The sequence below is a fragment of the Okeania sp. SIO2C9 genome (assembly GCF_010672455.1).
In the GTDB taxonomy this organism is placed as follows: Bacteria; Cyanobacteriota; Cyanobacteriia; order Cyanobacteriales; family Microcoleaceae; genus Okeania.
Map to the genome: position 1 here is coordinate 14414 of NZ_JAAHGO010000030.1, position 17003 is coordinate 31416.

General features: G+C 34.9%; 13 protein-coding genes. 1 reads left to right on the forward strand and 12 read right to left on the reverse strand.

Features of this window, described 5'->3' with window-relative positions:
* Positions 1-222: 222 nt before the first annotated feature.
* Positions 223-348 carry a hypothetical protein gene (locus F6K23_RS21955; RefSeq protein ID WP_293159798.1) on the forward strand — a complete coding sequence of 42 codons (126 nt, stop codon included), beginning with the start codon at positions 223-225 and terminating at the stop codon, positions 346-348.
* Positions 349-1026: 678 nt separating this feature from the next.
* On the opposite strand, the gene F6K23_RS21960 is transcribed toward F6K23_RS21955, so the two are convergent.
* From F6K23_RS21960 to F6K23_RS22015, 12 genes are all read right to left on the reverse strand, one after another.
* Positions 1027-2193 carry an amino acid ABC transporter permease gene (locus tag F6K23_RS21960; RefSeq protein ID WP_293159800.1) on the reverse strand — a complete coding sequence of 389 codons (1167 nt, stop codon included), beginning with the start codon at positions 2191-2193 and terminating at the stop codon, positions 1027-1029.
* A gap of 190 nt (positions 2194-2383) precedes the next feature.
* Positions 2384-3430, reverse strand: coding sequence for an amino acid ABC transporter substrate-binding protein (locus F6K23_RS21965; protein ID WP_293159802.1), 1047 nt, complete (start codon positions 3428-3430; stop codon positions 2384-2386).
* Positions 3431-5521: 2091 nt separating this feature from the next.
* Positions 5522-5716: a hypothetical protein gene (locus tag F6K23_RS21970; protein WP_293159909.1), complete on the reverse strand. Its 195-nt coding sequence runs from the start codon at positions 5714-5716 to the stop codon at positions 5522-5524.
* Entirely contained in the window at positions 5674-6711 is a 1038-nt protein-coding gene (locus F6K23_RS21975; RefSeq protein ID WP_293159804.1) for an amino acid ABC transporter substrate-binding protein, read from the reverse strand. The genes F6K23_RS21970 and F6K23_RS21975 overlap by 43 nt, the downstream gene beginning before the upstream one ends.
* A 386-nt stretch (positions 6712-7097) precedes the next feature.
* Positions 7098-7334 carry a hypothetical protein gene (locus F6K23_RS21980; protein ID WP_293076083.1) on the reverse strand — a complete coding sequence of 79 codons (237 nt, stop codon included), beginning with the start codon at positions 7332-7334 and terminating at the stop codon, positions 7098-7100.
* Between the two features lie 976 nt (positions 7335-8310).
* On the reverse strand, positions 8311-9018 hold the full coding sequence (locus F6K23_RS21985) for an HAD family phosphatase (protein ID WP_293159806.1): 708 nt from the start codon (positions 9016-9018) through the stop codon (positions 8311-8313).
* Positions 9019-9358: 340 nt separating this feature from the next.
* Positions 9359-9655, reverse strand: a complete 297-nt coding sequence (locus F6K23_RS21990; RefSeq protein WP_293159808.1) for a hypothetical protein — start codon at positions 9653-9655, stop codon at positions 9359-9361.
* A 249-nt stretch (positions 9656-9904) separates the two neighbouring features.
* Positions 9905-10162, reverse strand: a complete 258-nt coding sequence (locus tag F6K23_RS21995; protein WP_293159810.1) for a hypothetical protein — start codon at positions 10160-10162, stop codon at positions 9905-9907.
* A 1045-nt stretch (positions 10163-11207) separates the two neighbouring features.
* On the reverse strand, positions 11208-11933 hold the full coding sequence (locus tag F6K23_RS22000) for a TVP38/TMEM64 family protein (protein ID WP_293159812.1): 726 nt from the start codon (positions 11931-11933) through the stop codon (positions 11208-11210).
* A gap of 532 nt (positions 11934-12465) precedes the next feature.
* Positions 12466-13272, reverse strand: a complete 807-nt coding sequence (locus tag F6K23_RS22005) for a DUF928 domain-containing protein (protein ID WP_293159813.1) — start codon at positions 13270-13272, stop codon at positions 12466-12468.
* Between the two features lie 579 nt (positions 13273-13851).
* Complete coding sequence (locus tag F6K23_RS22010) at positions 13852-15795, reverse strand: adenylate/guanylate cyclase domain-containing protein (RefSeq protein ID WP_293159814.1); 1944 nt, start codon at positions 15793-15795, stop codon at positions 13852-13854.
* A 100-nt stretch (positions 15796-15895) separates the two neighbouring features.
* Entirely contained in the window at positions 15896-16336 is a 441-nt protein-coding gene (locus tag F6K23_RS22015; protein WP_293159816.1) for a pentapeptide repeat-containing protein, read from the reverse strand.
* Between the last annotated feature and the right edge of the window lie 667 nt (positions 16337-17003).

Genomic DNA, 17003 nt, shown 5'->3' on the forward strand with positions numbered 1-17003 from the left:
CCTGAATTATGAATTCTGGATTCTGCCCTCACCAAAAGACTTTTTCAGCAAGCCCTAATTATTAATTCAACAATTCACGCCTTGAAGCTTACCCTTGGATAGGGGATAAAATAAAAAAAATCATTTTAGTCAATCCTATCCGTTTTAAGAAGAGGTAATTATTAATTATTAATTGTTAATTGTTAATTGCTGAATTATCGAATATCAAAGCATTGACTGATATTGGCTAAAGCCTTTTTAGGGTTGAAAAAACTGCCTGGTTTTCAGTCCAAAACCCTCAAGGGGAGTGGAGGAGTTAGGGAGATGGGAGGATTTTTCGGTAGTGGTGCATTGCCATTATTTTTGTGACGTAAGGAGAGTTCATTAATGGATAATGGATAATTGATAATTACCTCTGGTTAAAACCGTTACGGAATTGAAAATAAGGAAATATTATTTATTCTCTTGATCGATTGGATATGGTTAGGAAACCCATCCATCCCACCCTTCGGGGAACTCAGAATATCGACCGCTTTTTTCCCCGATCAAGGGGAGGCTTTAAACCAAAATTATTTAATTAATAATTATTAATTATTCAGTAATTATTAATTAGGGCTTGCTGATTTCAAGAATTTAGAATTTAGAATTTAGAATTTAGAATTACCTCTACTTGAAAAGAAGAGGATTGACTAAAAGGAAAATTTTTATTTATTATCCCCTTAAAAGGGGAGGCTTTAAACTAAAATATTTCGGTAATATCAAAGCATTGACTGATATTGGTTGTAGCATTTTTTTGTCTAAAAAAGTATGAGTTTTTCGGTGGAAAAAGCTGCATAAAGCTATTGTTTCGGGACGATTATGGCAGAAAAATTAAGGGAAAACTTTTCCGACTACCTACATTTATAATTCCTATTTTTCCTGATTTCTGACTCCTGACTTCTACCCCTAGCAAAAGACTTTATTCAGCAAACCCTAATTAATAATTATTTATTATTCATTATTCATTATTCATTATTCATTATTCATTATTCATTATTCATTGTTTTGTTATCTTTCTTTGAGTTGAACGCTTTTATTTAAGAAATTCATAGACAATGAAATTATCAAATTTATCAAAAGATAAACTGCCATAATGAGGATAAATACTTCTACTGGACGACCTGTTTGATTATAAGTAGTATTAGCAACGGAATATAAATCTGGATAACCAATAGCTATTGCTAAACTAGAGTTTTTTGCTAAGTTCATATATTGGCTATTTAATGGTGGAATCATTACCCTTAATGCTTGGGGAAAAATCACCAATCTCATTACTAAACTTGATTTTAATCCTAAAGACCTGGCTGCTTCCCATTGTCCTTTTGGTACTGCTTGAATGCCGGAACGAACAATTTCAGCAATAAATGCACCTGTATAAAATACTAATCCTACTAGTAAAGCAGACAGTTCTAATGTTAAATTTAATCCCCCTTCTGTTCCACCTGTTTCTGTTGCTATAGGTGCTTGCCAACCAAGAGCAAATATAATAATTAATAATCCAATAATTCCAATACTAATTATAGCTATAAGTTGAGGTTGACCAGAAGTAGCTTTTTCCGTCATTAACTTATTTCGCCACTGCCAAATAAATATAGTAGCGATCGCTCCCACAACTAATACTATTAACCATAACCAAACATTCTGAGTATTTTCCGGCCAAGGAATAGATATTCCTCGTTTGCTCATAAATATTGGTCCTGGTAATTCTAATTTTTCTTCTGGTTTGGGAAGAGTGAAAAAAACTGCAAAATACCAGAAAAATAACTGTAATAGTAGAGGGGTATTTCTGACAACTTCTACATAAACTCGATTCAAATTTCGCAGTAACCAGTTTTCGGAAAAGCTAGTAATTCCTGCTAATATTCCGACTATTGTTGTGAAGAAAATTCCCAAAATCATTACTCGTAGGGAATTAATAAAACCTGCTAATAATACTTGAGTATAGGGATCTTTTGCTTTGTAGGGAATGAGACTTTCACTAATACTAAATCCAGCTTCGTTACTTAGGAAACTAAATCCAAATTTTGTACCTTGTTGTACTAAATTACGGTTAAGATTGCTAATCATTATAGCTACAACCGTAATAAAAATGACTATAGCGATGACTTGTAAGGCAATACGCCAAAATCTTTCATCTCGCCATAGCGGAATTTTTTGATTTTCCTGGTCAATCATTTTTATACCAAATTCAAGAAAGATTGTTACAGTAAAATATAGATGCTTAACGGAATTGAAAAATCTTCACTGTTTATTTCTTATACCTACCACCTACCACCTAGCACCTAACACCTAACACCTAATACCTTGAATAGCCAATGTAGCAATATTTTTTGAAAATGGTATTATTGTTTAAAATTTAAAATTTTCAGCGAAAGGGTGGTGAATAAAGTAGACCGCCATTAGTCCACAAATTATTTTGACCGCGAGGTAGTTTAAATGGAGAATTTTTACCTAAGTTTCGGTCATAAACTTCACCATAGTTTCCTACTTGTTTAATTACACGATAGGCAAAATCATTACTTAAACCTAGACCTTCACCAAGATTTCCTTCTACTCCTAAAAAACGTCTTATTGTTGGGTCATCAGAATTTTTATTCTCGTCTACATTTGCTTGAGTAATACCTAATTCTTCAGCTTCTATCAAAGCATAAATTACCCATTTAATTACATCAAACCAAGCTGAATCATTATTTACTGTTACAGGACTCAAAGGTTCTTTTGAAAGGGTAGTATTTAAAATAATATGTTGTTCGGGATTAGGGAAAGTTTGACGACGACTCAACAACTGAGATTTATCGGAAGTCATCCCATCACAACGTCCTTCTGCATAAGCGGCATAAGCTGGATCTGCTTGTTGAAATGTTAATGTCTCAGCTTGAATATTTCTTTGACGGAGATTGTCTGTTAAATTTAGTTCTGTTGTTGTGCCTGCTTCGACACAAATTGATTTGTCTTGCAAGTCCTCTAAAGAATTAATCCCACTATTAGCACGGACCATTATGCTTTGAGCATCATAAAATGTTGTGGGGGCAAATTCTAGACCAACGGTGGTATCTCGACTTACTGTCCAAGCTGTGTTACGAGAAAGCATATCTACTTCTCCACCATTGAGAGCTGTGAAACGCTCAGTTGAATCTAGGTTGCGATATTCTACAGCATTTGGATCGTTAAATAAAGCTGCTGCTACTGCCTTGCAAATATCCACATCTATTCCGGAATAGTTGCCATTTTGGTCTACAAAGCTAAATCCTCCCATGTTGCCTTCTACACCACAATGTAGTTTGCCACGATTTTTTACAACATCTAAACGACTTTTTCCTGGTGGGGTTGGTTCAGATTGGGAATTTTCACAACCTGTCAAGTATGTGGAAAATAGCAAAATTGTCAATAGCAAATATACCCATTTTTGCATAATTTCTTTTCACTCTCCTGCTAAGAACTTTTCATTTACCGAATAATTAAGGTTTAAAGCCTCTCCTTTAAAGGATACAGGACTTACGCAAAGGCACTATTTATAGAGTCCAATAACTATTGGCCAATAGTTTTGAGCGCTATATATAGCGTATATGCGTAAGTCCTAAGGATAAAGGAGAAAAAAGAAAAAATTTTCCTTTTAGTCAATCAATTCCGTTTTCTTTTGAGAGGTAATTATTAATTATTATAGTTGTTTAACTTAAAAATGAGACGTTCTTTCGTCTGAAACTTCCTCAGAGCAAGAAAGCTTTGTCTCAATCTAAAGTTAAATGACTATAATTATTAATTATTGAATGTATCGGATATATTGGAGCGATCACTAATTAATTTATACAGAATTTCAGTTTTTTTTGAGCGTTCAATACTGCAAGGGAATTTCCTGAAAAAGTCTTTTTGTCGGTTTTTTTTCTTTTTTTTCTATCCTAGGAATATATCCCGTGGCATATTCCTAGATAAACTTTAAATATTAATTATTTGCTCAAGACTTTCTGTGGAAAATCCCTAAATTCCTTCTTCCTTCTTCCTTGTTCCTTCTTCCTTCTGCTATATGATTTCTTGGAGCGATCGCTAATTAATCTATACAGTATTTCAGTATTTCAGTTTTTTTTTGAGCGTTCAATACTGCAAGCTAGTTGGCGAAAAAAGTCTTTTTGTCGTTTTTTTTTCTTTTTTTTCCTCCTAGGAATATATCCCGTGGCATATTCCTAGATAAACTTTAAATATTAATTATTTGCTCAAGACTTTCTGTAGAAAATCCCTAAATTCCTTCTTCATTTTTCCTTGTTCATTTTTCCTTCTGCTATATGATGTCTTGGAGCGATCGCTAATTAATTTATACAGAATTTCAGCTTTTTTTGGGTTTTCAATACTGCAAGCGAGTTTGCTAAAAAAGTCTTTTTGTCGGAGTACGATCGCTAATTATCTGGATGCTATATATAGCAGTCGAAGGAAAAGTTAAGACATATCAAAAGCTTAAAACTCAGACAAAGCAAAGTCCTTCCTTCGCAAAGGCACTATTTATAGAGTCCAGTAACTATTGGCCAATAGTTTTGAGCGCTATATATAGCGTAGATGCGTAAGTCCTAAGGATAAAGGAGAAAAAAGCGGTCGTTTGCGGAGCATTCCGTAGGATGGGATGGCGAGGTCTCCTCGCCATATCCAATCGACTCCTGTGAAGAAAAAATTTTCCTTTTAGTCAATCAATTCCGTTTTCTTTTGAGAGGTAATTATTAATTATTATAGTTGTTGAACTTAAAAATGAGACGTTCTTTCGTCTGAAACTTCCTCAGAGCAAGAAAGCTTTGTCTCAATCTAAAGTTAAATGACTATAATTATTAATTATTGAATGTATCGAATGTATTGGAGTGATCGCTAATTAATTTATACAGAATTTCAGTTTTTTTTGAGCGTTCAATACTGCAAGGGAATTTCCTGAAAAAGTCTTTTTGTCGGTTTTTTTTCTTTTTTTTCTATCCTAGGAGGACATCCCGTGGCATATTCCTAGATAAACTTTAAATATTAATTATTTGCTCAAGACTTTCTGTGGAAAATCCCTAAATTCCTTCTTCCTTCTTCCTTGTTCCTTCTTCCTTCTGCTATATGATTTCTTGGAGCGATCGCTAATTAATTTATACAGTATTTCAGTATTTCAGTTTTTTTTTGAGCGTTCAATACTGCAAGGGAATTTCGTGAAAAAGTCTTTTTGTCAGTTTTTTTTCTTTTTTTTCTATCCTAGGAGGACATCCCGTGGCATATTCCTAGATAAACTTTAAATATTAATTATTTGCTCAAGACTTTCTGTGGAAAATCCCTAAATTCCTTCTTCCTTATTCCTTGTTCCTTCTTCCTTCTGCTATATGATTTCTTGGAGCGATTGCTAATTAATTTATACTCAGAATTTCAGTTTTTTTTTGAGCGTTCAATACTGCAAGCTAGTTGGCGAAAAAAGTCTTTTTGTCGTTTTTTTTTCTTTTTTTTCCTCCTAGGAATATATCCCGTGGCATATTCCTAGATCAGCTTTAAATATTAATTATTTGCTCAAGACTTTCTGTGGAAAATCCCTAAATTCCTTCTTCCTTTTTCCTTCTTCCTTCTTCCTTCTTTCTTCTTTCTTCTTTCTTCTACTATAAAGATTTGGGAAAAGGTGTAGATTAATTCCCAAATCTATAAAGCTGTTAATTTTTAACGGAATGGCGGAGAATAAAGTAACCCACCATTTGTCCATAAATTATTTTGACCGCGAGGTAACTTAAATTGAGATTGTGTTCCTAAGTTACGGTCATAAACTTCACCATAGTTGCCTACTTGCTTAATTACTCTATAAGCAAAATCATTACTCAAACCCAAACCTTCGCCCAGGTCTCCCTCTACTCCTAAAAAGCGTTTGATTGTAGGGTCCTCAGAATTTTGCTTTAGGTCATCTACATTTGCTTGGGTAATACCTAACTCTTCTGCTTCAATTAAAGCGTAAGTTACCCACTTAACCACGTCAAACCAAGCTGAATCATTATTTTTCGTCACAGGACCTAAAGGTTCCTTGGACATAGTAACAGCTAGGATAGTATGAGTATCTGGATTAGGTAAAGTACTACGACGACCCAATAACTGAGATTTATCGGAAGTCATCCCATCACAACGTCCTTCTGCATAAGCAGCATAAGCTGGGTCTGCTTGTTGAAATGTTAATGTCTCAGCTTCGATGTTTCGTTTACGGAGATTATCTGTTAAGTTTAGTTCTGTTGTTGTACCTGCTTCAACACAAATTGATTTGCCTTGCAAACCCTCTAAAGATGTAATCCCACTATCAGCACGGACCATCATCCCTTGACCATCATAAAATGTTGTGGGGGCAAACTCTAGACCTACGGTGGTATCCCGACTTACTGTCCAAGTAGTGTTTCGAGAAAGCATATCTACTTCTCCACCATTAAGAGCTGTGAAACGCTCAGTTGAATCTAGGTTACGATATTCTACAGCATTTGGATCATTAAATAAAGCTGCTGCTACTGCCTTGCAGATATCCACATCTATTCCCGAGTAATTGCCATTTTGGTCTACAAAGCTAAATCCTGGTATAGCTCCTTCTACCCCACAGTTTAATTTACCACGCTCTTTTACTATATCCAGACGACTGGTGGCTTGTTGACTTTCTTCTTCACAGGCTGTTAATGGTAGTACCATCAACACAGTTGCTATTAGCAGAGATAAGCACTTTTTCATAGTTAATTATGATTTTTTTGATCTGGGAAAAATAACCTATTCAAAACTACCATAACGTTTAACTTGGCGATCGCTTCTGAAGGACTTCAAATAAATATTTTCGACATTTTTTTCTATAACAGGGAGCAAGGAATAGGGAATAGGGAACAGTTGAAAAAATACTTTCTGAGCTGATTTATCAAGTCAATATTAAGAGGCTAAATTCCTTACAAGACAAGGCTTTTGGGAGTTATAGTCCAATAATCCTAAATCCCTGAGAGTTAGATTAAATAAGGGTTTTAGTTAAGTTTACAAATCAGCTCTCTAGTCTAAGATTCGTCATTAGTCTATGTCCTAAGCAATTCTTTTTTAGCTATATCTATATCTATATTTATGTACAACATTTATTATACTGATGGTGAAGGTTCGCTGCCCAAACGTTCTTCAGCTAAATCTCTAATTAAAGACAACCGAGACTGGATATATTCGTTAATTAAATCTGCTTCCCTGCCATTTAGGGAATTTCTAGTTTTCAACTGTTTGATTAACCACTGAACTAGGGTAGCATCATCTAGGGATATTAAGGTTGTAGCTTGGGAGTTTTCGATTAAAGACCAAACCTGACGCAACATTGTGGGAGTCATAGAATCTCCATATAAGTATAAATAATCATCTTTTTGGCAGATTGGTACAGGCTAGTTAGTAACCAGGACGTAGCCTAGAGCACATATATTCCCAATCTTATGCTTTCTTAACTATTATTTTATATTTAGTTAATAGTAACTGAAATTTACTAATATCAGAAGCAGTTAAACACAATAAGTTACAATTATTACCAATATCTTTACAAACCGATGTTGTTCTTTACTTCTTTTTGATGGGACTCAAAAGGTTTCATGGCTATTTTATCGGAACAAAAATTAAAGTTACAGCAGTTTCTTAGTTGATTAAGTACATATATTGATGGTTTTAGAGAGTAGGAAGTAGAGAAGATGGGGAGGCCGGATAGGGAACAAACAAAAAAATATTTACCAAAAAATTAAGGTATAAAGCCTCTCCATTCATGGAGAAAAAAGCGGTCTAGGGATGGCGAGGTCTCGGAGGCATATCCAATCGACTCCTGTGAAGAAAAAAATTCCTTTTAACCCAATCCTCTCCTTGAAAAGAAGAGGTAATTCTAAATTCGCGCATTCTAAATTCGCGCATTCTTGAACTCGTCAGTTCTACTACATTAATCACCTAATCTATTGCAAGTTGATTTACATATTTTTAGCGATTTAAATTATACTTTCTTTCGTATAAAAAACAGTATTCTTATATACAAATATCTAATAGACATAGGAGTGGAAATTACACATATAGATCATTTTTTGTGTTTTTTTTCAGAAATTTTATTCCCTATTGCCTCTGTTGGTCGGCATTCCCATGGCAAGGAGACCTCGCCCCCGTCCGACCGCTTGCGTCTGTCGCACCCCGCGGGGTCTGACCACTTGTCGCGAGCCTCTTCCAGAGGAGCCAAAACTAAGGTAGTCACGGGGTCGCACCGCTGTTCCCTGTTGGCTGTTCCCTACTTCTGCAAAAAGTCTATTCTTTATTCGCAGATGTCTAATATACAAATATCTAAGAATTAATTTGTTGATAAACTTTTTGTATTCTGTCCAATTCAAGGTCTGATAGATAATCTACACACCAGTTGGCCAAACGCTGGAGCATATGAAAAGGATAAGTATGAGCGACACCAACTACAGAAATTCCTGCGAGTTTAGCTGCTTCAATTCCGGCAAAAGTATCCTCTATTGCTAAACATTCTGAAGGCTGTAGATCCATGTCTGGATATTGTTGATTTAGAATATTTACAGCCAACAAATAAGCATCGGGTTTTGGCTTACTAGCTTTTACATCATCTCCAGCAATAATTGTCTTAAAAAAATCAATTAAATTAGTTTTATTTAAGACTAATTCTACTTCGGATCGAAGAGCGCCACTAACTACAGCCATTTTGAGATTAGCTTGAGCGACCTGAGAAATAAAATCTATCGTATCTGAATAAATTGGTAACTCTTCAAGACTTTCTAATTGTTGTTGATAAGCTATAGCTTTACGTTTAATTAACTGGTCTAAGTACCCCTCATTAATATATCTACCTCTTTCTGTAAGTATTCCTTCTAAACAAGCACGATCGCTTCTTCCTAAACAGAATTGGTTGTACTCCCCTGGTCTAAGTAGCAAATTTTCATCAATTAATACTTGTTCTATTAATTTTTCATGGAGAAATTCATCATTAATAATTACACCATTAAAATCGAACAAAATAGCTTTGAGAGTCATAAATTATAGCCATTTATAATTCAACTAATTACAATGAAAAAAGTGGTCAGCACTCATGTTTTTAGTGGTATATAGTAACAATTATATTGACTGCTCCCCGGACTCAAGTCACGGGGATTCTAAGCAGATACTACGCAACACGGATTTATCGGTGTTGCTCCGTTTCTTCGAGCGCTGACCAAAGATATACTCTTTGGGGACAATTTCCGCGGTGCCCCTACACAGTTGGCTTAAGTAGGGGCGATTTCCTACGGAATGCTCCGCAAACGCGAATCGCCCCTACTTAGCTTTCTGCTTACTTTTGTGATGATATTTGCAGCTCCATTACAGTCTGCATTAATTAACCAATTATTACTACTTCTATACAAACCACGCTGTCTTGATGCAGTCGCTCATGAGGGAAACCCCCTTTGGCGGCGCTGCATCGCTTTATTCTTTTTCCTGACGGTTTCCAATCATTGGCCCGTAGGGTCGGTGCTTCCTTGCTCGGAACCTGAGTCCGAGCACCAGCACCGAGTTTCTCACCATAATTAGGTAGATTGTCACCATCTAAAAATGTAGGGGCGAATGGCCATTCGCCCCTACAAGTATAACTTTCTTCGGTTTCTATAAATATTATTCCATATTCATCGCACAACTGAGCTATTCTTTCTTTGAGTCTCGCTGTAGGAATTGGTACAAACTCAGAATTACTTTTTTTTCCTAATTCTATTTGATTTTTCTGACCTTTATTCCAACCAAATACAATTGTACCAATAGAATTTTTGTGCGCAATGATTAATGACTATTTTGGCTGCTTTATTTATACCCAAATCGGATTTGGTGGTTACGCTTTTCTGTAATTGCAGCTAGTTTATTTGACCAAAATTCAGTCGGTTGATCTTCTTTAATAGTTGATACTTGTTTGTTGTACCAACGATTCATTGATTTTATCTGTTTCCCATCTACAACCCGCGCTTGTACCTACATTTGATACACAGGTCAACCAATTATTTATACCATGGTCTATTCCTAATACATTTTCTTGATTTAATTGAGGTTTAACTACTACTTCTTTTGCATAGATAAATTCTTGGGTAAAACATCTATTTATCGGTAATATTCTCAGTTCTTTGAGAGTAGAAAATGCTCTTATACTAGGCATTGGAATTAAAAAGCTATCTACTCCAAACCAGCGTTTATATAGAATCCGGTTATATAGTATATGTTCATTATTCAATCACCCCATCATATAAAATCAGGTTATACAGTAATCGCCAAATTACTTTCTCAACTAAAATATGTTAAGCATGAATACGAATTTAAAAATTTATGCATTTTCATTTCCTTTCTTACTCCTTACTCCTTACTCCTTACTCATTACTCATTACTCCTCAGTAATACGATAACTAATTACCCGGATTCTATATTACAGGTATTCTAAGCGTGGTACTCTAAGAAGATTATCTTTAAGTTTTAATGCTTGCTTGGGGTAATTTACTGTAGCTATTCCCCCTTTTTTTCTGTAGTTAGGAATCCTTGGTCTTTCTGATATTTTTTCTTCATTATAGGCAATAATGAGACCATCCTGAAGACCTAAATGATTCAGCTATAGTTCTCAATATTTGTTGTGCTGAAGAGCGAATATAAAACTTTGTAATGATAGTTCTTTTTGTAAAGCTTTTCCAAGTCATACTTGCCCAGAGTTTTGTGAGACTTAAAAAATAATTGCCGACCATAATATATTCCCATGTTAGTTAGCTTGTGAGACTGTTCACATAAGAATGTTAAGATAGCAATTAATTCAGAATTTTGAGCAACTAAAACTTGCTGACAAGAGTACATTTGAAACGGGCGGAACGAAAACTTATTGTTGCTCATAGTAACAGAGGAAAACTTTAGTTGTCTAGTCCAAACGACTACCTTGTTTTCATCCCCTCGGTTCAAACACGGGGGCCTTCAACGTGGCTTTTCGGTCAAATAAAATACATCGGATTAAAATCCGACTCCTCGCTTTTCATCCATCGCTTAAAAGACGATGGCTTTCATGCTCCCGTGTTATTTAGGTAAATTAAAAAGTTGCTGACCAATGGCGCTAGAAATTTTTTGTATTTTGTATTTTTCTTAACGGCCATCAAATTTTTCCTGTCTTAATTTCCTAAATGTCAGTATAAGGTGAGTTTTTCTTGCTTGCACTATGGAGCAAAAAATTAGGAAATTTTCTTTTGTAGAGCTTTTCTAGCAATTTTTGTCACATAAACGGTTACAGCAACTGTAGCTATTAGACCTATTCCATAAAGAATCCATTCTGCTGTGGTACGCGTCCCTCCTTCTGTGCCCAAAGTTGCCAAACTGCCAGCTAGGGAACCAAGATATACATACATTACTGTTCCTGGCATCATCCCAATCCAAGAAGCGAAAAAATAGTCTCGTAAAGATACTTGAGTTACGCCAAAAGCATAGTTTAGTAGGTTAAAAGGAAAAATAGGAGATAAGCGAGTTAGTCCAACAATTTTCCATCCTTCGTCAGCTACTGCTTCATCAATGGCCTTAAAGTTTTCATTTCCTTCTATCTGTTTAGAAACCCAACCTCGTGCTAGATAACGACCAACTAGGAAGGCACAAGTTGCACCTATAGTTGAACTGATGGAAACGTAGATGGAACCAAAAATAGGGCCAAATAATAGACCTGCACCTAGAGTAAGTAGTGAGCCTGGAAGAAAGAAAACTGTGGCCAGGATATAAATAATGATAAAAGCTATGGGACCCCAAGGGCCAATAGTTTTGATCCAATCTAGGGAATTTATCAAGAGTTGTTGAGCGTTAAATTTATGAGCAATAACTAGGAGAGTTGCAACTACAAAAACGATTAAGAGTGGTTTGAGTAGTTTGTTTGATTTTTGCTTTTTTTCTGTTTCTTGTTCTAGGTGATTCATCTATTAGTATATACGACATTTACAATAATCTTAGTATTAATGTATATGATACTCGTATATAGAGGTACAAACCTTTATTTTCATCGTAGTCTTATCAGATTTTTATCTAATTTTCATTTAACATTGATTCTGACTATGGGGTATTTTGGGATAATTTTTTTGAGGGTTTCTGAGATATATCTAATACTCATTTTTAACTGAGCTGCTTGATCAATAGAGATGTTTGGTAAACATTTAAAATTGAATGACTCCGAGAAAGAGGATTTAATTCAAGTTTAGATGTTATGCCTACTTTTCTAACAGATATAGCAATTAGAAATCATTTGTAAAAAATCTAAGGATATATAAAAACTCTGAAACTTTTACCTCTATTCCCAGCTCCGGTGTTCTCTAAATCAAAAGATATTTTTACCCGCAACTGAAACAGGATTGCTACATTTTTCTAGTCATTCTAAAATAGTTATTTTTATCCATACCTTATTTGTTAAGTAGTGTAGGTGATATGACTAATTCGAGTCTTCAAATTAACTTGCTAATTAGTTGAAGTTAATGGCTCTGTAGCTACATCATTTAAACCTACTGAATTAAGCAGATTTTGCCATTCTGATTTAAGTTTGTTATCGTTCGGATTCAAACTAATTTTTTCTGCTAAGGCATCCAGTTTTTCGTGCCATATACCTGTGTCAGAATAAATTAACCAGCGGTCGCTCTCTGATGTTTGCTGTAGTTCTTGTGTCAAATTTGGGTTGGGATTAACTCTTTTAATTGAGCTTTGGACAACAGTTCCATGACCACTTCCTTCGCAGCTCAAAGAGAATGTCCAGTTATAATTTTCACCTACTTTTAATTCTGGTTGATTGTTGGGAATTTTAATACGTATAATGCCCTGACTATTTGACACTGGTAGTAGCTTTTCATAAACTATTTTTTGACTAGAATCTTTCAATATAAATTCTCCAGCTATAGCTGTATTTTCTGGCACATACATATAAATTGTTGGATGTGAGGCTAAGGTTACTAGGGTTAATTCTTGTTTTTGATTTATCTTGGGAATTAGAGGAGTTAGAGGTTTTTGACCTTCATCTATACAATTATTTGCACCTCGCGATCCTCCACCATAAGTACCTGTTGAACCACCTTGTACTCTAGGAGTAGCAGAATTTGCTAAGGTATTTTGAGAAATACCTAGAGTAGTATTTGCTTTACCATTAGTTGAACTAAGAGAATTAGTAGATTTTGCCGATGTACTATGGGGAAAAGAAGTAGTAAACAATCCTAAAAATAATGTCAAAATCATAGTTTTGAGAGTAATAGAAAAACGTAAACTTTGTAGATACATATTCTAAATTCCTTTTTTGGGTAACTGTTTTAATTACTTATTACTATTATAGGTTATCCATTTATGAATTGTGTAACTAGTTAGTGGAAGAAGGAATAAGGCAGGAAGAAGAAGGTAAGAAAGCTTGTACAATCAGCTTTTTAAGCTGATTTTAAGTGGTTATACGAATTCCCATGCATTAATGCTATACTCGCTATACTTAGGTAAAGTTCAGTTATTAAGTAATTAACACAGGCCGAATCACCTTTTTACTAATTTGAGTCAAGTTAATGTTAATTATTCTTATGTTTACTTATCTGTAAGGATGTTGCATGCAACGTCCTGTACGAGTGTTAACCATAGTTATGCGAAGCAAACGGCCGTTAGCTTGCGCATACTTCGCAGGTGCCCCTACTCCCTTACTCCCCAGCTAAAGAAAATGTAGAAAAGTTTTTGATAAATGGTATAATTAAAGATTAGTTATTTCCATCATCCTGCACTAGAGTGTGGAAAAATAGTTTAATATTTTTTGTGGTTGTAGAAAAATAGCAAAATTGATCAGGAGTCAAAGTTTCAAATTATTTGTTGTTTATGGTGAATTTAAAAATAGTTTTTCCCAGTAACTAAGTATACATTTACTGGTATTTTTTTCCCTTTTAAATTTAAATCGCCCCAGGGTTCTACTGAAAATCTTTTATCTAAATATTCCAAAGTTTCCTGAGCAATCAAAACTCGACAAATTCCTGGATGACGTTCTTTATCAAAACTTTCTAAGCGAGAAGCAATATTGACACTATCGCCAATTACTCCATATTCTAAGCGATTTTTTCCACCTAAACTACCAACTGTTACAGTTCCGGTATAAATTCCTACACGCATTTTTAATTCTGGAGAATTTTGTTCTTGCCATTTTTGATTTAATTGTGATAGATGTTGACCCATTGCTAAAGCACAATTAACTGCATTTTGCGCATCTATAGCAATCTCTTCAACACTGGTACGAGGTACTGGTATTCCAAACACTGCTATAACTCCATCTCCAGTAAATTTGTTGACTATTCCGTGATGATTTATGACAATATCTGTCATGGCACTCAGATATTCATTCAACCAATTAATTAAAGCTTCTGAAGTTTTTTTTTCGGAGATAGTGCTAAAGTTTTTTAGGTCAGTAAATAAAATTGTTGCTGTAACTGTTTTTGGAGGTAAAATTCCACTATTAATCAGATATGAACGTTCCTGCCAAAGAGCTTGAGCAATCTCTGGAGAAGTTTGTTGACCTAATAACTTCATCACCATATTTTGTTGTTGCCATGATTCCTGAATTTTGTAGACTATTACTACCCCACTTGTCATAAATATTCCTAATATTGGTGCTGCTACAGGTATCCATCCCATTTTGATAAAAATGCCATAACTAATAGCTATTAAAACTCCTAAAGCTAAAAAAATAATTAGCAGCAAAATTAAAGGTCGTCTGATATGCCAAGCAATACCACCACTGACTATTGACCAACTGAAAATCCATAGTATTTCCGTTGATTCATCCCAGTACCAAAATAGCTTTTGATCGTTAAGAACTGCACTAATAATTTGACTGGTAGCTTGGGCATGAATCTCTACCCCTGACATCTTTGACTTTAACAAGTTTAACTGAGCAAAACTGTAAGGAGTAAAAGAAAAGTCGTTGCTACTAGCAGCCGTATTACCAATCAAAACAATTTTATTTTTAACTAATTCGGGGTCAAAATCACCTAATAAAACATCTTTGATCGTAATTTTTGGAGCTATAGATTGAGAATTACGATAATTAATTAAAATTGGATATCCCTGAGCATCGATGTGTTGATATCCTCCCGAGTTAGGTTGTAATTTTTTAAATAATGCGTCACCTAATTGATATTCATTATTTTCAGTTATCTGAGGAAATATTTCATATTCTTGGAGATAAGCAAGAGCTAAATGTAAGGCAAACGCCACCATTGTTTCTTGATCATTACTAATAAAGAATGAATAGCGACGAACTACACCATCTGGGTCAAAAGGAATATTATTAAAGCCAATTCTTTCCTTTGGGATACTAGGAGGTGGCAATATTGTACTGACATTTTTATTGCCAATAAAAGTAATACCAAAAACATTTGGTTTCTGTAGTTGTTCTACTAATTCTGCATAACCGGGATATTTAGGGACATCTCGGTATATATCTATACCTATTGCTTTGGGTTGATGCTTTTGTAGGGAAGCTAAAACATCTGCTAAATTTTTGTCAGATATTGGCCACTGTCCCAAATACTGTATATCTTCTTCAGTAAGCTCTACTATTAATAGTCTGGGGTCAGAGATGTTATCAGGCCCCATACGGACCATCCCATCAAATACAAATAGCTCTAGTAGCTGCAATCCTCCTAAGTACCTGAAAAATAATAAACTCAGAATTGCTGCACCAGAAGCTAAAATTGCTGGTATTGGTATTCGGTAAGAATGGACTTTTTTATCCATCCACTTAACAAAATATATAGGACGCATAATTTTAATGGCCATTCATCCTGAATCTAATTAGGATGAAGCAAGTATTCTCCACACTCTTGGTCAACTTAAACAGAAAAAAGCATGGGAATTACTCAACTTCACCTAATTGCACTTACTCATGTCTTCCGCCATCTGGCATAATTGCACCGCTGAGGAGCGCCCCTTCTATACTAGCTCCTTCGAGGTTTGCTCCTCCTAAATTTGCTCCTTCTAGATTTGCCCCTGCTAAATTTGCACCTTCCAAATAAGCTCCTCCTAAGTTAGCTCCTGCTAGATAAGCTCCTTCTAAATTTGCACCTTCCAAGTAAGCTCCTCCTAAGTTAGCCCCTCCAAGATAAGCTCCTCCTAAGTAAGCTCCTCCAAGGTTAGCTCCTCCGAGATTAGCTCCTCCTAACTTTGCTCCTGCTAGGTTAGCTACTGGTAATTTTGCTTCTCCAAGATTAGCTCCTCCTAGATTTACACCTCCGAGTCTGGCTCCTTCTAGGTAACAGTTTGGACATTCGCGAGTTTCGAGCAACAGTCTAATGTTTCGTTCTATTTGTTGGTTAGTCATTATTTGGAATAATAAAATATAGTCTAGATATCTATTTTATAAACTATAGTGCTATAGAGTGGATTAAATATTTTTACGACTGCTGATTAAGATAAGATATGATGTTAGTTAAATTATGAGATTAGTTAAAGCACCTATTTGTTGAGGATTAATTTAGAGGGTATTATTTTATATGTATTATCTATAATGTTTATTTTTATTATAACTGGAGTCATATTATATCAGCTTAGATATTTGTAATACTAAATTTGATTTACTTAAGATTGTTGATGAAAGGAGGAATTAGAACAAAATCATCAATTTTTTTTTCATGTATGATACTTAGTATGAATCATGGGAAATAAGGAAAAAAGAGAAGACAAAATGAGGAGAAGATAGAATTTTTTGGATTTTTAATTAAGTGGAGATGATATTAGTATTACCATGATTTTCAGATTAGCTGCCAAATTTTACTGAAAAATTAGGGTTTGCTGATTAAATATCAAAGCATTGACTGATAGTGGTTTCAGCTTTTTTTGGCCTTTAAAAAGTGCAAGCTTTTCGGTCGCTCAAGCTCAAAAAGCAAGTATTTCGGAATGATTATGGCATAACAATCTTGGGACGATTCTTCTGACTACCTCCTCTATAATTCCCATTCCTCCTAACTCCTGTCTCCTGTCTCCTACAA